Annotated in this window: 25 protein-coding genes; 4 read left to right on the forward strand and 21 right to left on the reverse strand. The window is 34.0% G+C overall.

The window, feature by feature from the left end; genetic code table 11:
• Window positions 1-105: 105 nt before the first annotated feature.
• The 4 genes from ABC346_RS17500 to ABC346_RS17515 all read right to left on the reverse strand — a co-directional run bounded on the left by ABC346_RS17500 (window position 106) and on the right by ABC346_RS17515 (window position 3,383).
• The gene (locus ABC346_RS17500) at window positions 106-879 is read right to left on the reverse strand and encodes an ABC transporter permease (RefSeq protein ID WP_413236074.1); all 774 of its coding nucleotides are present in this window, start codon (window positions 877-879) and stop codon (window positions 106-108) included.
• A complete protein-coding gene (locus ABC346_RS17505; protein WP_413236075.1) occupies window positions 866-1,840 on the reverse strand; it encodes an ABC transporter ATP-binding protein in 975 nt (324 codons plus the stop codon). Before ABC346_RS17505 ends, ABC346_RS17500 begins: the two co-directional genes overlap by 14 nt.
• A 420-nt stretch (window positions 1,841-2,260) precedes the next feature.
• Window positions 2,261-2,650 carry a large conductance mechanosensitive channel protein MscL gene (gene mscL, locus ABC346_RS17510; RefSeq protein ID WP_413236076.1) on the reverse strand — a complete coding sequence of 130 codons (390 nt, stop codon included), beginning with the start codon at window positions 2,648-2,650 and terminating at the stop codon, window positions 2,261-2,263.
• A gap of 580 nt (window positions 2,651-3,230) precedes the next feature.
• Window positions 3,231-3,383 carry a small acid-soluble spore protein P gene (locus ABC346_RS17515; RefSeq protein WP_413236077.1) on the reverse strand — a complete coding sequence of 51 codons (153 nt, stop codon included), beginning with the start codon at window positions 3,381-3,383 and terminating at the stop codon, window positions 3,231-3,233.
• Between the two features lie 237 nt (window positions 3,384-3,620).
• Here ABC346_RS17515 and cspD point away from each other — a divergent pair, with 237 nt between their 5' ends.
• Window positions 3,621-3,821: a cold-shock protein CspD gene (cspD, locus tag ABC346_RS17520; protein WP_011065421.1), complete on the forward strand. Its 201-nt coding sequence runs from the start codon at window positions 3,621-3,623 to the stop codon at window positions 3,819-3,821.
• An 88-nt stretch (window positions 3,822-3,909) separates the two neighbouring features.
• On the opposite strand, the gene ABC346_RS17525 is transcribed toward cspD, so the two are convergent.
• The 3 genes from ABC346_RS17525 to ABC346_RS17535 form a co-directional block, all read right to left on the reverse strand.
• On the reverse strand, window positions 3,910-4,836 hold the full coding sequence (locus tag ABC346_RS17525) for a manganese-dependent inorganic pyrophosphatase (protein WP_413236573.1): 927 nt from the start codon (window positions 4,834-4,836) through the stop codon (window positions 3,910-3,912).
• Window positions 4,837-4,961: 125 nt separating this feature from the next.
• Window positions 4,962-5,525, reverse strand: coding sequence for a hypothetical protein (locus ABC346_RS17530; protein WP_413236078.1), 564 nt, complete (start codon window positions 5,523-5,525; stop codon window positions 4,962-4,964).
• Window positions 5,526-5,544: 19 nt separating this feature from the next.
• Complete coding sequence (locus ABC346_RS17535; protein WP_413236079.1) at window positions 5,545-6,117, reverse strand: hypothetical protein; 573 nt, start codon at window positions 6,115-6,117, stop codon at window positions 5,545-5,547.
• 211 nt (window positions 6,118-6,328) lie between these two features.
• Here ABC346_RS17535 and ABC346_RS17540 point away from each other — a divergent pair, with 211 nt between their 5' ends.
• Window positions 6,329-7,456 (forward strand): NAD(P)/FAD-dependent oxidoreductase, encoded by a 1,128-nt coding sequence (locus tag ABC346_RS17540; RefSeq protein WP_413236080.1) that lies wholly within the window; start codon window positions 6,329-6,331, stop codon window positions 7,454-7,456.
• 212 nt (window positions 7,457-7,668) lie between these two features.
• Here the strand turns inward: ABC346_RS17540 and pdxA are convergent, their stop codons facing one another.
• The 9 genes from pdxA to ABC346_RS17585 form a co-directional block, all read right to left on the reverse strand.
• Window positions 7,669-8,667, reverse strand: coding sequence for a 4-hydroxythreonine-4-phosphate dehydrogenase PdxA (pdxA, locus tag ABC346_RS17545; protein ID WP_413236081.1), 999 nt, complete (start codon window positions 8,665-8,667; stop codon window positions 7,669-7,671).
• Complete coding sequence (locus ABC346_RS17550) at window positions 8,660-9,955, reverse strand: four-carbon acid sugar kinase family protein (RefSeq protein WP_413236082.1); 1,296 nt, start codon at window positions 9,953-9,955, stop codon at window positions 8,660-8,662. The genes pdxA and ABC346_RS17550 overlap by 8 nt, the downstream gene beginning before the upstream one ends.
• 29 nt (window positions 9,956-9,984) lie before the next feature.
• Entirely contained in the window at window positions 9,985-10,980 is a 996-nt protein-coding gene (locus tag ABC346_RS17555) for a 2-keto-3-deoxygluconate permease (RefSeq protein ID WP_413236083.1), read from the reverse strand.
• A gap of 175 nt (window positions 10,981-11,155) precedes the next feature.
• Window positions 11,156-12,940 (reverse strand): sigma-54-dependent Fis family transcriptional regulator, encoded by a 1,785-nt coding sequence (locus ABC346_RS17560; protein ID WP_413236084.1) that lies wholly within the window; start codon window positions 12,938-12,940, stop codon window positions 11,156-11,158.
• Window positions 12,941-13,102: 162 nt separating this feature from the next.
• Window positions 13,103-13,750 carry a YczE/YyaS/YitT family protein gene (locus ABC346_RS17565; RefSeq protein ID WP_413236085.1) on the reverse strand — a complete coding sequence of 216 codons (648 nt, stop codon included), beginning with the start codon at window positions 13,748-13,750 and terminating at the stop codon, window positions 13,103-13,105.
• Window positions 13,751-13,911: 161 nt separating this feature from the next.
• Window positions 13,912-14,379 carry a pyrimidine dimer DNA glycosylase/endonuclease V gene (locus ABC346_RS17570; RefSeq protein ID WP_413236086.1) on the reverse strand — a complete coding sequence of 156 codons (468 nt, stop codon included), beginning with the start codon at window positions 14,377-14,379 and terminating at the stop codon, window positions 13,912-13,914.
• A 511-nt stretch (window positions 14,380-14,890) separates the two neighbouring features.
• Window positions 14,891-15,613 (reverse strand): amino acid ABC transporter ATP-binding protein, encoded by a 723-nt coding sequence (locus ABC346_RS17575; RefSeq protein WP_413236087.1) that lies wholly within the window; start codon window positions 15,611-15,613, stop codon window positions 14,891-14,893.
• Window positions 15,613-16,287, reverse strand: coding sequence for an amino acid ABC transporter permease (locus ABC346_RS17580; RefSeq protein ID WP_413236088.1), 675 nt, complete (start codon window positions 16,285-16,287; stop codon window positions 15,613-15,615). Before ABC346_RS17580 ends, ABC346_RS17575 begins: the two co-directional genes overlap by 1 nt.
• Before the next feature lie 101 nt (window positions 16,288-16,388).
• Window positions 16,389-17,207, reverse strand: a complete 819-nt coding sequence (locus ABC346_RS17585; RefSeq protein ID WP_413236089.1) for a glutamine ABC transporter substrate-binding protein — start codon at window positions 17,205-17,207, stop codon at window positions 16,389-16,391.
• 319 nt (window positions 17,208-17,526) lie between these two features.
• Here ABC346_RS17585 and ABC346_RS17590 point away from each other — a divergent pair, with 319 nt between their 5' ends.
• A complete protein-coding gene (locus ABC346_RS17590; protein ID WP_413236090.1) occupies window positions 17,527-18,096 on the forward strand; it encodes a hypothetical protein in 570 nt (189 codons plus the stop codon).
• 18 nt (window positions 18,097-18,114) lie between these two features.
• Window positions 18,115-18,450 carry a hypothetical protein gene (locus tag ABC346_RS17595; protein ID WP_413236091.1) on the forward strand — a complete coding sequence of 112 codons (336 nt, stop codon included), beginning with the start codon at window positions 18,115-18,117 and terminating at the stop codon, window positions 18,448-18,450.
• 211 nt (window positions 18,451-18,661) lie between these two features.
• Here the strand turns inward: ABC346_RS17595 and ABC346_RS17600 are convergent, their stop codons facing one another.
• Genes ABC346_RS17600 through ABC346_RS17620 form a run of 5 tightly spaced genes read right to left on the reverse strand, consistent with a single transcriptional unit; the run spans window position 18,662 to window position 23,021 of the window.
• The gene (locus tag ABC346_RS17600; RefSeq protein ID WP_413236092.1) at window positions 18,662-19,528 is read right to left on the reverse strand and encodes a glycine betaine ABC transporter substrate-binding protein; all 867 of its coding nucleotides are present in this window, start codon (window positions 19,526-19,528) and stop codon (window positions 18,662-18,664) included.
• 25 nt (window positions 19,529-19,553) lie between these two features.
• The gene (locus ABC346_RS17605) at window positions 19,554-20,384 is read right to left on the reverse strand and encodes an ABC transporter permease (RefSeq protein ID WP_413236093.1); all 831 of its coding nucleotides are present in this window, start codon (window positions 20,382-20,384) and stop codon (window positions 19,554-19,556) included.
• Entirely contained in the window at window positions 20,384-21,580 is a 1,197-nt protein-coding gene (locus ABC346_RS17610; RefSeq protein ID WP_413236094.1) for a quaternary amine ABC transporter ATP-binding protein, read from the reverse strand. Before ABC346_RS17610 ends, ABC346_RS17605 begins: the two co-directional genes overlap by 1 nt.
• Window positions 21,581-21,610: 30 nt before the next feature.
• Entirely contained in the window at window positions 21,611-22,081 is a 471-nt protein-coding gene (locus ABC346_RS17615; RefSeq protein ID WP_413236095.1) for a thioesterase family protein, read from the reverse strand.
• Window positions 22,082-22,097: 16 nt separating this feature from the next.
• Window positions 22,098-23,021, reverse strand: coding sequence for an L-carnitine dehydrogenase (locus ABC346_RS17620; RefSeq protein ID WP_413236096.1), 924 nt, complete (start codon window positions 23,019-23,021; stop codon window positions 22,098-22,100).
• Window positions 23,022-23,024 lie beyond the last annotated feature (3 nt).

A 23,024-nucleotide genomic window follows, 5' to 3' on the forward strand; every position in this document is an offset into this window, starting at 1 on the left:
AAGCCCCTTTCTGTATTAGGTTCACTATTAACCTATGTTATTTTGCTTATATTGGTAAGAGACAGTTACCTATTTTATACAGATTTCATGGGATAATTTGCATAATTAATATTGACCGAGCAGTCCTCTTTTCATAGCAAAACGTTCACAATAATTGAAAAAAAATATTCCAATTCCAAAATAAACCAGTGCATTGATAATAAGTAAAATCATATTCATCCATCCTAGTTCCATAAGAGTTGCACCATCTATCATAATGTCTCGAACAAGATCAATACCAATAACAAAAGGTAAAAAATTCATAATTGGCGATGCAGCAAGTGGGATAAATGCTAATGCTGCTAAAAGAAATTGCAAAACCTGTAAAATTGCTTGTACTTGTTTTAAGATAATTGAAATTCCACCAATGATTAATCCAAGCCCCATCATACCGATAACCGTAAAAATAAATATTGGTAGAATAGATATAATGTCTACATTCAACCACTGATCAGCTGTAAACATGGACACATATAATAGGATAAGGATAATAATTCCATATATAATATTATTAGCGATTAATCGTGTGATTAGAATTCTTAATATTCCCATCGGTGACATTGATAATTGTTCTAACGTTCCCCGCATTCCTTCATTGACGATATCATATCCAATTTGTTGAATGACCATAAGGGATAAGAACCAAAAGACATAATTAACAATTACAAACTGAATATTTGTACCTTGCGTAGAGGGATCTCCAAAGAAATGAATAACACCAAACAATCCTAGAAAAATAAAATAAAATGTTAAAATCATTGCAATTGTATTTGGTAAATACCGCTTTAGTTCAATATATTCTTTTTTCAAATTGACTCGAAATAAATTAAACCATTTCATATTCATGTCCCCCCTTAATGATCTCCATAAATACCTCATCAAAGCGGACCGCTTTCCTATCAATGGAATCAATTTGAGTTTGATTTAATTGTAAAATCGCAAATAATTGATAAATATGTTCACTTTTTTCTAAGTCAACAGTAATCGTTGCATGGTTGCCATCTCCTTCATATTCATACAAAGGAAATTGTTCTTTTAAGGATTCTATCTGCTTTAACGTTAACGGTTGACCTATAGATATTTTATATGACCTTACGTCAAATAAGTCCATTAAGCGATCTACTCTGTCATTCATAATCACTTTACCTTGATTAATAATAACGGTACGGTCACATATATCCTGAATCACATCCATATCATGAGAACTAATAATAATTGTTCTTCCATAATCACGAATTATCTTTTTTAGAATTCCTCTTACTTCAAAGCTAGTCTCTACATCTAAACCTAATGTTGGCTCATCGAGCAGCAATACTTCTGTGTCAGCTAACATGGCAACAGCAATTGCAAGCTTTTGTTGCATACCACGAGATAGACGATTTACTAGTTCATTTTCTTTATCCTTTAACTTAAACATATACAATAGATCATCAATTTCTTTTGCTACTTTTTTAGGCGCTTTCCCACGATTACCAGCAAAATAATCCATATTTTCTCTTACACTTAATCTCCAATATAAGTTGCGATTTCCTTCTAGAACAGCACTAATATGCTGTAAAGATTCTAGTCGATGTTGCTTGTTCGATATTCCATTTATCCTTACTATCCCATTATCTGGTTGTAATAATCCACAGATTAATTTGATCGTCGTTGTCTTTCCTGCACCGTTTGGTCCCAATAATCCTAGAATCTCGCCTTTGAAGACATCAAAATCAATTCCCTTTAACGCTTCAATCACTTCTTTTGTTTTCCGTTTCTTGTAGACCTTAGTTAAATTACTCACTTCAATAATTTTTTCCATTTTAATCCCCCCTCCATCAATAACATAATCTTAACAAAGTTCGGAATTATTTCCCTGTTTCTTATGACGGAAATTATCTCCGACTACAGACTGAATGAACAATGCGCAAGCTCAGTTTAGAAGCGTAGCAAGTGCACCGCTGTTATTCAGGGATGGTTTGAAAGTCAAACTTCCTATTTCTTTAAGATAAAGGAATCACAGTGAGGTGACGAACCGATGAAGACTTTCATCACAAGGGCATAAGTGACTATGCCTCATGAAAAACATTCGTATTGGGAGATTTCGTGAAGTCGTCTAGTTTCCGGGTAACTGGAACTGGACGTAGCAGTTTCTGTTTACGAGATTAAAATACCAAATCTATATACTTTCTTACCTCATTAAAAAAGGTTATCCCGTTACTTAATAGGACAACCTTTCAAATTACTTCTTTTTTGATTGTTCTTTCAGTAGATCTCTAATTTCTTCAAGTAACACCTCTTGCTTACTTAATTCTTCTACAACCTCTTCTGCTTCCTCTTCTTTCTGACGTTTAAACTTTGTAAGGAATTTAATAGCTAAAAAGATAGAAAGAGCAATAATAATAAAGTCAACAAATGATTGAATAAAATTTCCATATAATAGTTCTGCTTCTCCAACTGTCAATTTCAAATTTGTAAAATCGATGCCACCAACAACTATCCCCATTAATGGAGTAATTATATTTTCTACAAAAGATGTTACAATCGCTCCGAATGCACCACCAATGACAACTGCTACAGCTAAATCTATGATATTCCCTTTAAAAGCAAATTCTTTAAATTCTTTCCACACCTTCATTCACCTCTTTATCTAAGTCAGTATATTAACAGAATAAAATGAAGGGTTTTTCACGTCAAGGGATGCACCAAATAAATAGATAGTTATATTAGAAAAATTAAAAACAAATGTAACGAGAGGTAATGATTGAGTAAATTCTATTTTCAATTTATAAAGAATGAAAAGACATATATATCTTATAATAAATAATTAACTCGTTTAAGAGATTATTGAACTGATATTATGTTGAATAAACGCCCGAAATACTCCCACTTAAAGACTTTTAAAATAATACAAGAAGTCTATTTGTGGGATAACGGACGTTACATATCGTACAACCTCTATATATTTTACTAAGCTGTTTTGGTTTTGGAACCAGTCTATCTACTACTTTTTCGGATTTCTCCGCCTGTTTTGGGTTTTAGAATTGACTTAATCTACATTTAAATATCCAATGAACTTAAATTCATATAGAGCTTATTGTTCTTTCCCCACTCCACAGAGTAGTAATTGGATAGCATCAAATACTTTTAGATACTTTTGGCTAAGTTATCCTCCTCAAGCCTTGAATGTAATATCACTATACAATCTCTCATTATAAGCCATGATGTGGATTATGTTTTTGACCTGAATGATTTGCTTTTTTAGTTTTTTTCGAACCATTTAATGGTTCACCATAAGGTTGTTCAGGACTTTTAGGTAAATCTGGACTTTTTTGTTGTTTTGGTCCCATTTGTCTTTTTGACATAACCTATCCTCCTTCCTTTTCCTATATACATAGTGTTTAGCAATTACAAACAATTATTCTAAGACAATTTTTTAAAAGGGTGGATATTTTTTTATTATGTGTGTTATACTAAGATTAATTATTTATGTTCGGTAGAAATACAGGATAGAATGTTTCAATGTAACGAGCTTTTGTCTTGATTGTAAACTTGAACTAAATAGTAATATATCGTGCATTACGCACATGGAGGTTTTCTATATGAACACAGGTTCAGTAAAATGGTTTAACGCAGAAAAAGGCTTCGGTTTCATCGAAGTTGAAGGTGGAGACGATGTATTCGTACACTTCTCAGCAATCCAAGGCGAAGGTTTCAAAACATTAGAAGAAGGTCAATCAGTTTCTTTCGATATCGAAGAAGGTAACCGTGGACCACAAGCAGCTAACGTTGTTAAAAACTAATTAGTTTGCTGAATAAACCATCGATTTTTATCGATGGTTTTTTATTGAAAAAAAATCTCCTTTAATATTAAAGGAGATTTTTTCATTATTATTTAAATTGTTCCGTTAATACAGTAACAATCTGCTTTTTACGAGATACAATGCCTTTTAATAAAGCACGATTATTTGAATCCAAGGTTACGTTAAATGCTGATTCTACCTTGTCTTTCCCACTTCCAATAGCTAATGCTTCTGAATCATTGTTGAGAATATCAGTGACAACAAACAAGAATAAATCTAAGTCGTTATCGTTTGTTCGACTGGTAATCACTTCAACTAATTCGTCATGAAGTTTATAAATCTCATTTGTATCTACAGCATTTACTTGCGCTATTTCAACTTTAGCATTCCCCATTGCAAATTCTTTTGCATCCATTGTGATCAGATCACTTACTGTTTTATCACTTAAATCAGCACCGGCTTTTAACATATCAAGACCATAACTCTCTAAATCCACACCTGCGATTTCTGCAAGTTCATGTGCTGCTTTTACATCTTCATCTGTGCAAGTTGGAGATTTCAATAATAATGAGTCTGATATAATTGCAGAAAGTAATATTCCAGCAATGTCTTTATCTACAGAAACGTCACTTTCTTTGTACATTTTGTTTAAGATTGTTGCAGTACAGCCGACCGGTTCAGCACGAAAATATAATGGTTCCTTTGTTTCAAAGTTAGAAATACGATGATGATCTATTACTTCACGAATCGTAGCATTTTCAATATTATCTACACTTTGTTGGAATTCATTATGATCTACTAGTATAACCTCTGCTCCATCTTCTAAACGTTCTATTAATTCTGGAGCTTTTATATTAAATTTATCTAAAGCAAATTGTGTTTCTTGGTTTACCTCGCCTAAACGTACAGATGTCACATCATAACCTAGTTTTGTTTTTAAATCTGCATAAGCGAGACTTGAGCAAATTGTATCTGTATCTGGATTTTTATGTCCAAAAATTAATGTTTTCACCAAAACTTCTCCTTCCATCGATTATTCCTTTTTTAGATTACCATAACTATTCTATCATACTCTACAAAAAAGCCTTTTTCACGGACACCTATTACCTTGATTGTTTTTCCTAGCTATCCGTGTAATATCTATCGTACTTCTTTTAATGTCTCCGTAACATTCCAAATTCTATCATAACTCTGATAGTCGTTCAATGCGATATCTAGGTCGTGAAAATACCTATGGAGTGAACGTACATCTTCGGCTTCTTCTTCTTCAATAGCTTGTTGACTTACATTTAATATTGATTGTAAGTCTTGTTTTAAAGATTCATCCGAGACATCTAATGTTAGCTTCTCTATCTCCATTATTACTTGTTCCGATTTATTTTTTTGTTCTTCCCAATCAAGGTTATTTATACCACCGTATCCAGTTGTATCATTATAAAATTCATGCGTCGATGCCACAAAATCACCTAAGTCTTGGTGAGATTCTCCTACCGTAGAACGAACTTGATTAATCTTCTCCTCTTCTTTCTTAGACAAATCCTTTTGTTCTACAGAGCCCGCGGTATCGCTATTATTCAGAGCATCTATTCCTATCCCAAAAAAATTAAAGAAAAATAGACTGGACCCTACCCCAACGATAATAATTACACTGATAAGAACCCACCAAAATCGCTTGTTACTTTTCTTTTTTTGATTCTTTCCCATCATCAATCCTCCGTTAAAGTTAACCTACGTTATTCAGTTGTTTAAAAAACTTTTTAACTAGAGCAGGTTGCTTTATCTCTTTCGCTTTCTCCGAACTTATGTATACTACTCTTTGATAGGAATCACCTTCCTCATCAAAATCCTTTAAAGTTACAACAACATATCCCTCTTCCAATGTAGGATGTATTTCTAAGATCGCTTTATCTTTATATAATTCATCAATTTTCCATTCATCTTCCTCTGTTATCTCCCATGTTTCTTCTGCTTTATATACTGATTCTTGTTTGCTAACTGGTAATGAAAGCCTAGTCAATTCTTTCGTTTGTTTATCTCGTAACCGATTTCCTTGATTGAGTATTAAACCGATAAAACCGATTCCAATAGTAACTACTCCAGCTTCTAAGGATTGTATAAAAGAATAATAAAATTGTGTCCAATCAAATGTTATCTCTTCATTCTCTCCTAAGCCGCTGCTTGGCTCATAATAATCATCAAAAGTAGCCATTTCGATAGAGGTAAATATTCCAAATAAAATTATTAATAATCCTAACGCCATAATCACATAACTTAGATAAGTTATCTTTTGATACACTTTTATCCCTCCTTCCCAAACTCCTACTATCTATAAATTCTACATTTCATTAAATTCTCCTGTTTCCTGGCTAAATACTGTAAAAGTTTATAGACTTCTATTATAATCATTACTATTGGAGGGTTATGGTGAGAAATAAACAATTTAATCTAAAATGTACTGTATTATTAAACGAGATAATTAATCAACAATCTGATTTCTCATCGAACAAATGAGTGAAAAAGTAATAGTTATAGGTGGTGGAATTGTAGGAGCGAGTACTGCTTATTACCTTGCGAAACAAGGAGCATCCGTTACACTGATCGATCGTAATGATCAAGGACAAGCTACTGATGCTGCGGCAGGTATCATATGCCCCTGGATTTCACAACGACGTAATAAAAATTGGTATCATCTAGCCAAAAGTGGCGCTGCACTATATACGGAATTGATTGCTGAATTAAAATCCTTAGGAGAGACAAATACAGGGTATGAAAAAGTCGGCGCAATTAGTCTACATACTGAAACAAAGAAATTAGAGGGTATGGTAGAACGAGCAACAAAAAGAAAAGAAACCGCTCCTGAAATTGGTGAAATTTCTACTTTAAACGAATTGGAAACATTAAATCGAGTTCCTATTCTTAAAGAAGATTATCGGTCTGTCTATATAAGTGGAGCTGCACGGGTAAATGGTCAAGAGTTACTTCAAGCACTTAAAAGAGCTGGAAAATTAAAAGGTGTAAATATTTTACAGGGCGATGCCAGTCTAAGTATCGAGGATTATCAAATAAAAGGAGTCCATCTGGATAATCAGTATACCCTCCCTGCCGACAAAGTAATACTTACAAACGGGGCATGGATGTCAGAACTTGTTAAACCTTTCGGAATTGATTTACAGGTATTTCCTCAACGAGCTCAAATTACACATGTAAAGTTACCTGGAATTGATACTACAAGTTGGCCTGTTATTATGCCTCCGGGAAACCAATATATGCTCTCTTTACCAGATAACCGAATTGTCTTAGGTTCTACTTATGAAGATAATGTCGGCTTTGATTATCGAATAACAGCCGGAAGAGTGCACGAAATCTTAGATAAAGCTTTAAATGTGGCTCCAGGATTAGAAAATAGCACTGTAATTGAAACAAGAGTCGGATTTAGACCAATTACACCTGGATCTCTCCCAGTTGTCGGTCCACTACATCAAATTAAAGGTGTATACTTGGCTAACGGATTAGGTGGAACTGGGTTAACAATGGGTCCGTTTGTGGGTCAACAACTTGCGAAGATAGCACTTGGTGAGTCACCGGATATCGAGCTTGAAAATTATGATGTATCTAAAGCGATAGCTTCACAATAATATGATTGAAGAGGTGCTAGGATGAAAGGTTCACACATTGTCTTTATCATCATTGTCGTTATATTATTAACCGGTTTTTTTACTTGGCTATGGTTACAAAATTTCACGCAAAATGAGGAATCCCTCTCCTATATTTTTTCCATAGTAAATAATATCAACAAATAAAAAACCTTAAGGAGAACGGATAAATCTGTTTTCCTTAAGGTTTTTTATTATTTTGTTGGCGCTAACTCTATTGCTTGATAAAGTGCTTCTAACATACTTCTTTCATCTACAATCCCTTTGCCAGCAATATCGAATGCCGTTCCGTGGTCGACACTTGTACGAATAATTGGCAGGCCTACGGTTATATTTACCCCTGCTTCCAATCCCAATACTTTAATTGGTCCATGACCTTGATCATGATACATCGCTACAACAATATCAAAATCTCCACGTTGCGCTCGGAAGAACAAAGTATCCGCAGGTAATGGCCCTTCCACATTTATCCCTTCTTTTTGCGCTTGTTGAATAGCTGGAATTATTTTCTCTTCTTCTTCACCATTACCAAACAATCCATTCTCTCCAGCATGGGGATTGATACCACAAACACCAATTTTAGGGTTTTTAATACCTGAATTTGATAGTGTATCATGTGCTAATTGAATTACTTTATGCACACGTTCTGGTTTAATCATCTGTATGGCTTGAATAAGACCAACATGTGTTGTAACATGAATAACCTTTAATTTTGGCGAGGATAGCATCATAGAAAACTCTTCTGTGTTTGTTAATTCAGCAAGAATCTCTGTATGCCCAGGGTACATATGCCCGCCTTTTTGTAGTGCTTCTTTATTTAAAGGAGCCGTACAAATTGCTTGGATTTTCCCTTCATTCGCAAGATCTATTGCCATACGTAAATATTCAAAAGCCGCATTTCCTGATACAGGGGAAACCTGTCCATATGCCAAGTCTTCTGGTAGTATATCTAAATCAATACAAGTAATTTTTCCAAAAGCAGTATCTGTAAGTTCTTCATCTTTGGTTTTCTTATCAAAAGATACTTCGACACCAAGTATTTTTGCAGCTCTCTCTAGCATCTTTGCATCACCAATTACGATTGGATGAGCTTGTTCATATATCTCACGATTCCGTAAACTTTTGATGATAATTTCTGGACCTACCCCTGCTGCATCTCCCATAGTTATTCCAATAATTGGTTTTTTACTCATCGACAATTTCTCCTTTCAGTTGGAGCATTGCTTTATAAATAGAATCTTCTTTCCCAAATGCTCCCGCTTTTGTAACGACTAAGCTTTCAATAGTTCCTATTAAAGAACCTAATGGTATGCCTGGCTCAAGTTGTTTGATTAGATGAATACCAATTGCACCTAAATGCTGTGCTGTTGCCTTTGCTGTGTCACCACCAGTTAAAACAAACCGATCTATCCTAGGAAATTCTTCTTTTATCGTAGTTACTAAATCAGCGATTTTTTCAGATATAGTTTCTCCAATTTGATTTTTAGTTAGACCCAGATTGGTTCCAATTTCTTGAACATCTTTACGAATAACTTCATTAGAAGGAACATATAAGACTACATCTTTATCGTCTTTAAACCCAGTTAAACATTCTTCCATGTAAGTTATTTTATAGGTATTCCAGTCATCCTGAAACATCTTTGTTGGGTTTAATTCAACAGCTTTTACTCCATTTTGTTTCATTGCATACTGTACTTGTTTCTGTGTCATTTGTGATAAACTGCCACAAACCGTCATTGTTATATTCGAGTTAGTATAGGAAGTTACTTGTTTTTCTTTTTCCAAGTGCAATACTTCTGGGACAACTTCCGCTAGACCAGCAGATCCAGCCCATACAACTTTTTGATTTGTAGAAGCAATTCGAGAAGCAATTGTTCTTAAATCTTCTTCTGTTTCTGCATCAAAAACTACCATTTTTATATTCTCTTTTTGATAGGAGTCAAGTTTGTTTAACAGTAAAGTTTCGTCTTCATACTCACGCTTCGTGATTAATCCAACTTCTTCACCTATCTGATTTTTTATCAGAGTTGGAATATGAGATTCAGTTACAGGATGTTTTGGATCTTTCGATATCTCGGTCTCAGAAATTAACTCATCATAGACATAGTGATACCCATTTTTAGTGACACGCCCCATACTCGGAAAAGCTGGTGCTATTAAAACTAAATCTGCATCTAATTCAAATTCCATCACTTTCAACTCATATCCGATATGCCCACGTAAAGTAGAATCCATTTTTTTATAGACATGCTGATAACCTAATTTATTTATTAGATTTGTAGCCTGTGAGGTAATTGAAATCGCATCTGCTTTATTAAGCGCTCGTGAATTGGTATCAATTACTAATCCTTCACTCAAAAGCTCCATTTCTTCTGGAATTTCAAATAATACTGAAGTATCCATTCCTTTTTCAGTCAATTGTACTCCACTATCATTTGCTCCAGTCAAATCATCCGCTATAATTGCAATCTGTTTTGCCATGTTGTACCACCCACTTTAATTTAACCATTTTAATTCTTATTATCTTGAACTGCGTAGTCATCTGGAACGTTTACACCTTTTTTCTCTAATCGTTTAACAAGAAAACCGATATAAATTGGTAGTAAAATTGCTGTTGTTACTACTGCTGCAGCTACTTGAACGGTAGCTAATTCCACATTCGCTGCAAATGCCGGACTTGCTGCAGCTATAGCAGCTGGAGTTGCTACTGCATTACCAGCAGTTGATCCTTCAGCAGCACCAACAATTGGATTCCATTTCATTGCTTTAAATACAAAGTATCCAACAGTACCAGTGAAGAAAACAGTTAGTAATCCTAATACGATTCCACCGAGTCCACCTTCAATAATACTTGTGAAATCAATTCCCATACCTAATGCAAATGCAAAGAAAGGTATTAATACGGAACTTCCCGTACTAAAGAAATTTCTTAAGTCTTCATCTAAATTACCAAGAACCATACCAACTACAATTGGTAATAATACAGATATAAAGGAAGCAAATGAAAACATTCCTTCTACAAAGCCCATTGCTCCAAAGATGGATAATGCAATCATTGTTAGAAACGGACCATCATTAAGCGCTAAAAGAGAGTACGCAGCACGGTCTGTTTTATCCCCATATTGTCCTACAAGCGCTACATACAATCCACCGTTACTATTTGTCATCGCTGCAATAATTGCAATCGGTGCCAATCCAAGCCATAAACCATTATCTCCCATCATCATAAATGCAATTAAACCTACTAGGGCACCTGCAACCCATTTTGTCACAAGTAATGTTGCACCTTTTCCTAAACTAACTCCAACGTTACGTAGATTAATTTGAGCTCCTGTGAATAAAAGAAATAGTGCTATTAACGTACTTGCTCCATCTACGAACAAAGCTTGCGTGAAATTTCCAATACGAAGTAAATCTGGAGCTATCGTATTAATAGTTGCTGCAAGTAGCAACGGAACTACCATCATTCCTCCTGGAATCTTCTCAATCGTTGCTTTAATTTTCATTTTAATCCCCCTCAATTATATAGATTGTTTATTTTTTAAACAAATCTTTTAATTCATAAAGCGTTTTCAATAATTATAGTACAACTAATAGAATTATTTTGCAACATTTTTTTAGAAAAACATCAAAAAATCATTATATATATAAATTTTGTTTTATAATGCAACAAAAAAGAGCCTACTTTTTATCAATAGACTCTCTAACTGAAGTATTATTTAGTTTTCTCCAAAGCGTCGTTCGATTAATCCCTAATCGTTTTGCTGTTTTGGTTTGATTTCTATTCTCTTCTTCATATACTTTTTGAATGATTTGTTGTTCGATTTCTTCTAAAGTACCTGTTATTGAGATGAAATTTTCTTGATTCATACACTCATTCATCTTTTGCCTATCTTCTCTTACTGATAATTCATGAACATGATCTTCGTTAATATAATACCCTGTTGCTTTTATACTTAATTCTTTCAATCTTCTTTTTAATTCATTTAGATTTCCACTCCAATCAAACTCTTTTAACATTTCGATTGACGATTTTCTTATACCAAGTGTTTCATTTCCACTGTGCGTATGAAATTCCGATAAGAAATAAGAGGTAAATGCAGCTATATCTTCTTTTCTTTCTCTCAATGGTTTAGTATAGAATGTTAACATAGAGACTAATTGATATAAATCTGAATTAAAAAGTTGATTATGAAGTAAAGATTCTAAATATTGCTCTGATAAAGAAATAATTTGAACAGTATTAGGTGTGTTCTGAACAAAATTACATAATTGTTCTTGCTTCTGAAGAGGGAGACTATCTATTTTTTCAAAGATTATCGTACCTTTATCCATCATTTGGACTTTTTCAACTAAATGTTGTATCCCTTCTTGAGTAATTAAGCTGCAATCTACAACAAGCATCGGATTATCTTGTCCAAATTTAGTAAAATGTATAGACTTTGCAATAGTCATTTTACCAGTTGCTTGTTCTCCACTTATGAGAATACGCTCATTCACTTTTGCGAATTGATTAATCGTCTCTCTTACCGATTCCGAATAAGAACTATCACCAATAATAGGAGTATGTACTACTCTACTAATTAATTTAACAGGACTTAGCTCTTCCACCCTTTTGAGTGCTTGTATATAAATTCCGATTAATGAATCATCTTGTTTAATAGGAAAGATTTGCATATCTATGTTATATTTATTTGTTTCAATTGACTCCCAATAAGGCTTCTTTTCTTTTAAAACTTTCCATACTAACTGATTTATCTGCTTGTACTCGATAATTTCATTTGTTATTTCATCATTTTCAGTAGAGAGATTAGAGAATTCTATTTCACACTTTTTATTTACCAAGATTATGTTTGGTGGAAGTGATTGAAGAATCTGATGATAGCGCGATACTCTAGCATGTGCTCGCTTTAATAATTGATATTGCCTTCTCCCTTCATCAAACGCATCTAAAATAGCTTCTTTACCAGAAGTGATTAAAATGCCTCGGATTCCTAATTTTTGTGCTTCTTCTACTGTTACAACATCCCCAATAACAATAGTATAGCCAAGCCTTTTTAATTCTTCTAATTGGGAACGAACTTGATTTCGGTGACTTATTGTAAACATTTCAATCTCATACTCTAAGATGCTACTCAACGTCTTCGCACCTCGACATATATTCTCAAAACCAACAAGCGCAACACTATGATTGGTATCTTGGATCAAAGTAAACACACGAAGCATATCATACCCGCTAATATCTATATGAATAACTGGTATTGACACTTTTTCTTGAATCATAGCTGCAGTACCACCACGGCTTATAATCAAGTCATAGCCTTGATCTTCAACACTATCAGCCAGTTGAAGTGCATCTTCTAAGTTAGCGACTTCAATATCAACATGGAAATCATCTGGGAGTTTAATTTGTTTTACAGATTCTGCCATACCAGAATATGGAGCAATTAACATTGTCTTAATCATTTTCACACCTACTTATGTTGCATTTTTCAACAACACTATTATGCCATACTTTTATTCACTCATGCAAATGGTTAAGCAATAATTCCCTCGAAAAGAGTGAGACATCAATCACCCCTTGAAAATATACCAGTTGTTATGTTCTTATTCATTGTTCAATCGTTTTTAAGATATATGGGTGTGTTTCTTTAAACGATTGCTTCGTTTATAATCCATTTTCACTACAAGTGCTCCTAACTTTAAATAGGTCCACTGAAATATTGGACTCTGTATAAACGTAAATATAAATGTAAAAATAAATACTGGACCTCCAATTAGTAAGCCAATTACTAAAACAGTACATTCTGTAATAATTCTTACTCGACCAATTGGAGCATTTAATTTATCTGACAAAGATAGCATAAAACCATCTCTTGGACCTGAACCTACTCCCGCAGCATTATACATTCCACCGCCAAATCCCATAATAACAATCCCAATCAATATAAATACTATATCAACCCAAGTATGAGTTGCAGTTGGGAGAATACCAGACCAATGGTAAAAATCTACAAAAACTCCTACCAGAATGGCGTTAAAAAACGTACCAACTTTTATATAAGTTCGATCCAAACAAAAGGATATAATAATTAATATACAAGAAACTATAATATTCCATGACCCGATCGTCAGTCCGAAATTATTAAAGAAAGCTACATTGATTACATCCCACGGGTGAATGCCAAGATGTTGCATATTAATTGTTAATGCAATCCCCAAACTAAACACCATGATACCAACAACAAAAAACGGCCATCTAAATGCATAGTTCAACGTTAACTACCTTCTTTCAAACATCATAATTTTTCAAAAAAAACGAATATAGATAGTATACGCTTTTTAAATCGTGATGGGAAGAATTCATATAGTTAATTTTATAATTCCGATGCTCTATCATGAGTAATAGTTAGTAAAATCTTCATTTTTACATCGTCTTATCTATGTATTCCACATCGAGGTGCTATCTTGTCATTTCTCCATTTATCATACAAAATAGTTTGATATAATTCGTATGCTTTTTGTCCAAAAATCTTTTTATCACCATATACAAAATAAGGTGGTAATGGCTCATTTGAAAATAAATATTTATGTTCCTCAATTATCTTCTCCAAATCTACTAGTTGATTCCGGAACTCAGCATTACGTGTACCACCTCGGAGTATATGTTCTTCGTTACATGCCTGTAGAAAACGCCATGTATCTACTAGGTATGGTGTGCCACCATTATATACATGCTTTACAATCGGATGTTGAAGATATTTTGTATTACCTTCAATTATTTTTAATTCAGCTAAACAAACTCGAATAATCTGATATGTTTCCAATACTTGTTTAGATAGCCTCCGATTATCAAGAAATTGAGCAGATATCTGGTGATTAGAACTTACTCGAAACAATTGCATTATTCGAACTCCTTTTAATCCTATTCAATTGCTTATTTTGTGCTATTCTACAATCTTTATGTATAGTATAGTGTCCCATTCTTTCGCCAGACAGTCTTTGATGTTAAACTTTATTGCTCCCGTAAATAATGCATTTCCTTATTAACTGCACTTCAAACCTCCAGTGATTGATTACATTGTAACCAAAAGTGATTAAAATAACTCTTTTTTTACACAATTTTACTGACTTAATCTTCTATTTACGATTATCATGATATTCCGAAGCTCTTTTCGTTTATAGAACCACTCTATTCACCACTTTCATCGTATTCTTATCCTTTTTTCGTTTATAGAACCACTCTATTCACCACTTGTTCGGATTTTTCAAGCTTTTTTGGTTTTTTAGAACTCCCAAATTACTTTCTTGGATTTATCGTCTCGCTTTGGCTTAGCAACTCGTCTTAAAACTGCAAATTCACTTTATATAATAAATAAAATCCCCATCTATAATAAGATGGAGACTTAAGCTTATCTATAATACTTTATTCAAAAATTCTTTTGTTCTTTCGGAAGTTGGGTTGGTAAATATCTTATCTGGGGTATTTTCCTCCATAATAATTCCTTCATCCATAAACAAGACACGATCTGCTACTTCTTTAGCAAAGCCCATTTCGTGTGTTACAACTACCATTGTCATACCTTCTTTAGCCAATTGCTTCATAACCTCTAATACTTCCCCTACTAATTCTGGGTCAAGTGCTGAAGTAGGCTCATCAAATAGCATAAGCTTCGGTTCCATGGCTAAAGCTCTCGCTATCGCAACACGTTGTTGCTGACCACCAGATAATTGAGAAGGATATTGATTCGCTTTATCGGATAGACCAACTTTTTCCAATAATGTTTCACCACGTTTTCTCGCTTCTTCACTTGTTATTTTCCTTACTTTTTGTGGGGCCAGCATTACATTCTGTAATACTGTCTTATGTGGGAATAAGTTAAATTGCTGAAATACCATTCCAACTTCTGTACGCACCATATTTATATCCGTTCTTTTATCAGTTAAATCATGACCGTCGATAACGACTTTACCGCTTGAAACATCTTCTAATAAATTTAAGCAACGTAAAAAAGTACTTTTCCCTGAACCACTTGGACCAATGACACATACAACTTCTGTCTCTTTCACTTTACAATTTATCCCTTTTAACACTTCATTTTTCCCAAATCGTTTGTGTAGACCATTTACAGTTATCATTAGTAATTCAACCTTCTTTCAATTAATCGTAGTATCAACGATAGTGTCAATGTGATTGCTAGATAGAATAATGCCACAGCAGTATATATTTCAACCGCAATAAATTGATTGGATACTATTAATCTACCTTGGAACATTAACTCTGGTACTAGGATAACAGATAAGAGTGATGTATCTTTGATACTGATGATAAATTGATTTCCTAGTGGAGGAATCATTCGTTTAAAAGCCTGTGGCCAGATAATATATCTCATGGTTTGATTTTTTGTAAGCCCAAGTGAACGTCCAGCCTCGATTTGACCTTTATCAATTGATTCTACTGACCCACGAACAACTTCTGCGATGTACGCACCTGAATTAATAGCAATAACAATAATACCAGCTACAATCGGGTCAAAATTATATTGGATAATAATTGGTAACGCAAAGAATATCCAAATTGCTTGCACAAGTACAGGAGTACCTCTCACTACCTCTACATAAATAGACGCCAATACAAATAAAAATTTATTTTTAGAGATTCGCCCAAGCCCAAATATTGCTCCAAGAACAAAACCAATAAGTAATCCAATAATAGAAATTAATAGAGTGTAATACAATCCTTTTCCTAATTCAGGCATAAATTCAAACACACGAAACCAATCAAACTCTAACAATCTTCCAATAGCATCCATTCTTTCACCTCATTAAATAAAATAAGGCTTATCTACTTGTGATAAGCCTTATAAGCTTTAAAATTTTTATACAGCATACCTAAACTTAATGTTGACTTATATTATTCTTCTGAACCAAACCACTTATTATAGATTTCATCATAAGTACCATTTTCTTTTAATGTTGCCAGTGCATCGTCAATGGCAGCAACTAAGTCTTCATTTCCTTTTGCGATGGCAATACCATAGTTTTCTGCTTGATATAAGTCTCCAACTGATTTTAATCCATCTCCTGTTGTAGAAATATAATAGTCTACGTTTGGTGCATCATACATAACTGCATCAGCACTTCCATTTTCCACCGCTAAATAAACTTGATCTAGTTGTTCGAATTGATTAATAGTTGCATCTTCAAGGTTTTCTTCAAGAAAATCGGCACTTGTAGACCCCATACGAGTAGCAACCGTTTTACCTTCTAAATCTTCTAAACTATTAATATCTTCATTATCAGCTGATACCGCAATCTTCAGACCAGATTCGTAGTAAGGTTCACTGTAATCAATAACTTGTTTACGTTCCTCAGTGATACTTATACCTGCAATAGCAATATCAAATTGTTGTGTTTGAAGTCCAGGGATAATTCCATCAAAATTCGTAGTTTGAATTTCTCCACCTTCAATTTCAAATCCTACTTCATCTGCAATAGCTTTTATTAGTTCGATATCAAATCCAGTTAACTCCCCATCCTCTACAAACTCAAAAGGAACGAAAGAATTATCACTAACTATAGTATAGGAATCTTCTAAATCATAAGAACCTTCATCGTTAGCATTATCCTCTCCTTCACCTGATGCTGAATCCTCTTCACTAGATCCACAAGCTGAAAGAATTATTAAGAACGCTGACAACATAATCAGCAAACTCCACTTATTCTTTTTCATTATTTCTGCCCCCTAAATAGATTATATTCTACAAAAACTGACATATTTAATGTTATCAAATAATTTCATATTACGAAATTTCTCTTTTGCCTTATATTTCAGAAAAATATTTTAAATATAATTCTATTATTAGAAATATAACCTAAATGCTTATATAAGGTACGAAATAATCGTATTTACTCGATTTCTCGAATTATTCAGTGGAAAAAAACTAATATTTTCCAATTATTAATGCTTCTTTTACCGTAATTAATAGAAAAATAGACTTTGTTTGGTTTACAATAACAGTAATATTTCTTGTGTGTTTGGGGTTGATTTAATGGAAATTTGGTATTCCAGTTATGGATCAAATTTATGTAAAGAGCGTTTTTATTGTTATATTCTTGGACGACAACCATACGGATCTAACAAAGCAGAAAGAGGCTGTCGAGATAAAACCTTACCAAAAGAAAACAAAAAAATTATCCTTCCTTATCAGCTTTATTTTGCTAAAGAAAGGAGTAAATGGGGAGAGGGCGGAGTGGCATTTATTCATCATGAATATGATGCAAATCATTCAACCATCGGACGTATGTACCGAATTACCGAAGAACAATTTTTAGAAGTTGTTGCTCAAGAAAATCGGCTAAAGGATATTTACATCGATTTATGTAAAGTAAGGGATCGTGGTTTTGCTGATTTAGACTTAGGCTGGTATGATCGTATTATCTATTTAGGTGAAGAAGACGGCTCTCCTATCTTTACATTTACCAATAGCAATCCAATAACAGACATGGTGAGATATGCCCCTGCAATTTCTTATCGGAATATCATTTGTAAAGGATTATCCGAACTAGGATTGAACAAAATAGACATAGAAAGATATCTAATGAATGTTACTAAACCATAAAACAGGAGGAGGAACAACATGAATAAAGAAATAACCTTGCAGCAATGGAAATCCTTCGTAGAAGAAAAAACAAGAAAAAAACTAATTATCAAAATGCTCTGGAATGAGCGAGAAAAAATGACGTTACTTCTTGTGCCTAATATGAAAATAAATTCCGTTATCCATGATGACAATGAAGGATATTTGTTTTACGATATAGCCGGGGAACGTGTAAGATATCCTATTCCTTCTATATTGCCAGATAACCTCTTCATTGATGGAAAAATAAATTTGGATCATATAAAATCAGGAGATATTCAAATTAATCAAGAACCACTTACAAAAAAGGATATTCAATTATTAGAAAATAAATAAAGACGCTAAGACATAATAATAGGTTTAGATCAAAAGTTGAACAATCTAAGAGCTTATGTTTTGGAAGTAAGACTAACTGAGACCCGTCGTGCATGAGCACGACGAGCTTAGTTAGTCACTCGATAAGATAAACGAGTATATTTCCTAAACATAGTTTTTTGTTTTTCCTTTGATTAAATCCTTTTGTCCTAGCGTCTAATCTTCTTATCTTTTACTCATTTTCAAGCATTTTATTTACTTTATCTTGATTATTATCTATCCATTCTTGCGCAACTTCACGCTCATCTGCACCGTCTTCAATTTTAGTAATCATTTCTTCAACATCATCAATGGAGATACTCCAATTTTGTAGAAACGCATATACATCTGGAGCTTTTTCCTCTAGACCTTCATTTGCAAGTACATTTACCGTTGAAGGTGTAAATACTTCATAGTCATCTTCAAGTACTTTGATATCGTACTTATTAAACATAGAATGTGGTCTCCAGCCATAGAATATTACAGGCTCATCACTCGACATTTTTCGTTGTGCTTGGGCTAACATACCACCTTCAGAAGATGGAACTAATTCAACATCTAGATCCGCTTCATCAATCAAGTCACGCATCATTTCTGTTGCTCCTGCTCCCTCTTCAATACCATAAATCTTATTACCAAATTGATCTTCTTTTCCTTTAAGATCACTTACTTTATTAATACCCTCTATGTTCGAAGGGATTGTTAAACCAGTGTTTGCATTATCATAACTAGTTGATACTTTTTCAATGGAGTCTGAGTACTTCTCCATCTGATTTTCATGTGCTGGCATCCAAGAATCCATATATACATCTGAATCTCCTCGAGATAACCCTACAAATGTTGAACTAACATCTGCTTGTGTTTCTTGCACTTCATAGCCCATATCTTCAATAATAATACGTGCAATCTTTGTTGGAGGTACGGTACTTGTCCAAGACGTTACCGCTAAATTAATGGTACCTTTACTTTCTCCGGAGTCACTTGATTCTTCACTAGACCCACAAGCTGCTAAAAAAATTAATGTTAAGACTGATAATACAACAATGCTAAATTTCTTCATGATGTTAAAGCAATCCTTTCCTTAATTATTTTCCTTTTCCAATTCCTTGTGTAATTCGATCGAGAACAATTGCTAACACAACGATTCCTAAACCTGCCACAAGTCCTAAACCAATATTCACTTGAGAAATAGCTGTTAATACAGAAGCTCCTAAACCTGGTGCCCCAATCATAGATGCTACTACAGCCATCGACAATGAAAGCATAATAGTCTGGTTTACTCCTGCCATAATACTTGGTATGGCTAATGGAAACTGAACTTTATATAATAGCTGTTTATTAGTTGAACCGAATGCTCGAGAAGCTTCGATTATCTCTTTTGGTACACTTCGAATACCTAAATTCGTCATACGGACTGCTGGTGGAGCAGCAAAAATAAATGTCGCCATTACTGCAGGCACTCCACCTAAACCGAATAATAGAACAGCTGGAATTAAGTATACAAAACTAGGTAATGTTTGCATGAAATCTAGAATTGGTCGAACAATTCGCTCGACGCCATCACTCATTGCGCTTAGAATTCCTACTGGTATACCTATAACTAGTGAAACAAATGTAGCCACAATAATTATTGCAAGTGTTTGCATGGCTCCATCCCACATATCCACTGATCCAATAAATAGGAACCCAATAATAGCAAATACCGCTAAACCAATACCAGAAACCTTCCAAGCTATTAATGCTAGAATAATAGTAAATAGCTCTGCTGGTATCATTAATAATAGATCGGTAACTCCATTAATAAATATGTTAAATACATCACTAATAACGTTGAATATACCACTGAATGTTGGTAGAAACCATCCATTAACAAATTGATTCATCCATTTTTCTAATGGTAAATAGAAATAATCCATTATACATTCACCTCCGAGTTTTCCTTACCTAGAACGAGTCCAGATAGAATAGATACTCGTGATACAATTCCTACAAGTTTCTCTTCTTCTATGACTGCAATTGGATATTTTGTGTCTGCTGCAATTCCAATCAAATCACTTAAAGGAGTGCTAGGAGTTGTATGATGAATTTCTGTTTGAAGGACATTTTCCATAGGAATATCCTCTTTATAAGATCGAATAGCATCATCAATAGTTAATAAACCTTTATATCGATCTTCTCGATCAACTACAAATATGCTAGATGCACCTACGTCTTCCATCTTTCTGACCGCCATACGAGGGCCATCTTTATATGTTGTCAGAACTTCGGGTTTCCGCATTACGCTTCCTGCATCCAATACTTTTGAACGATCTACATCTTTCACAAAATTACTCACGTATTCATTCGCAGGATTCTCAAGAATCTCTTCAGAAGTTCCGACTTGAACAATTTCGCCATCTTTCATAATTGCAATTCGGTCACCTAATTTTAATGCTTCGTCTAAATCATGCGTAATAAAAATAATAGTTTTATTCAATGTATTTTGAAGTTTTAATAGCTCATCCTGCATTTCTTTTCTAATAAGCGGATCTAGTGCGCTAAAAGCCTCATCCATTAGTAAAATATCTGTATCATTAGCTAATGCTCTTGCTAATCCAACTCGTTGCTGCATACCGCCACTAAGTTCGTTCGGATAACTATTTTCATAGCCTTTTAGACCGACATCTTCAATTGATTTATATGCTTTCTTTTTTCGTTCTTCTTTAGAAACCCCTTGAATTTCAAGTCCATAAGATACATTATTAATGACTGTACGATGAGGAAATAATCCAAAGTTTTGAAATACCATGCCAAGTTTATTTCTTCTTGTTTCGATAAGCTGTTCTTTATTCATATTCGTGATGTCATCTCCATCAATTTTAACGGAGCCGTTAGTTGGTTCAATTAATCGATTAATCAATCTGATTAAAGTAGACTTCCCACTTCCAGAAAGGCCCATAATCACGAAGAATTCACCACTTTTTACATCAAAAGAAACATTATTTACACCGACTGTATTTCCGGATTTCTTTAAAATTTCACCTTTTGTATAGCCCTCTTCAAGTAACTGTAATCCTTTTTTTGAATGAGAGCCAAAAATCTTCGTTAATTGATTTACTTCAATCTTATTCATGTATACTCTCCTTCAAATTTTTACAATAATTTATTTTTTCTTTATTCCTATTACTCTACCAGCTTGTTTAGGTTTCTCTAGGAATTGATGATTCTTCCAAACATGATCAATATTCTCTTTTACATGAGATATAAATGGTGCAGGTTTTCCTACTTCTTGATCCATTCCCATCAACATTTGCTCACTCGTTGCTACAACAGCTTCTTCTGCATTTTTCATCGTAAAGAATACGTGTAAACGTTTAGAATCTATATCTAATAACTGCATATCCACGTGAAGTTTTTCACCTAAATGAGCTTCATCTAAATAACAAAGATGCGTTTCCAAAGTAAAAAGAGTATAGTGTTCATCCTCAATGACTTCCTTTGTCAAACCTAGAAACTCCATCAATGAATCAACAGCATGACTGAAAACAGAAGCATATGCGGCATCATTCATATGACCGTTATAATCTACCCACTCTTGTGCTACTTCTGATTTAAAACTAAATGTTGTATCCATCTTTTCATTTCACCTCTTATGGCCAGTAATCTTCGACAAGATCAATAAGTTTCACTAAAAATTCATTTCGTTTTTTCTCTAACTCTTTCACAGAGCGATCATTAGCATGTGTTTCACAGCCTTGGATAACTCGTTCTTTTAATTCATCTGTTAATTCTGGTGCTTCTAGCTTAGTCCAAGGTAATTTCAATGCTGGTCCGAATTGTTCTAACATGTGTCTCATGCCTTCATTCCCACCAGCTAAATGGAATGTCATAAATGGTCCCATTTGCGCCCAGCGTAAACCTGCACCATAAGTAATTGCTTTATCTACTTCTTCTGTTGTCGCGATACCATCGTTCACCAGATGTAGTGCCTCACGCCAAAGTGCCTCCATTAAACGATCTGCTACAAATCCTTCAATTTCTTTTTCAATTACCATTGGTTTCATTCTTAAAGATTCATATTGAGCCGATGCTCTATCCGTAATTTCTTTTGTAGTTGCTTCTCCGCCAACAATTTCTACGAGTGGTAGTAAATATACTGGATTAAAAGGATGGGCTACTACGAGACGTTCTGGATGTTTTAAATCCACTTGTAAATCAGTAGGCTTAATTCCGGAAGTACTGGATCCAATAATTACTTCCGATTGTGCAAAGCGATCAATTTCTATGAGTACACCATGTTTTAATTCATAACGCTCTGGTACACTTTCTTGAATTAAGTCTGCATCTTTGACTGCTTCTTCTATACTATCTACAAAAGTAAGACTATCTTTAGAAGCACCTTCTTTTAATCCTAGTTGTTCTACTGATTCCCAAGCATTGTCGATTGCTTGTCTTGTTCTTTCCTGTGCCCCAGGTGCAGGATCATAAGCTACAACTTCACACCCGTTTGCAAGAAAACGAGTAATCCATCCATTCCCAATCACTCCTGTACCAATAACTGCTACTTTTTTCATTTT

The sequence above is a fragment of the Oceanobacillus phoenicis genome, assembly GCF_047238145.1.
Lineage (GTDB): Bacteria > Bacillota > Bacilli > Bacillales > Amphibacillaceae > Oceanobacillus.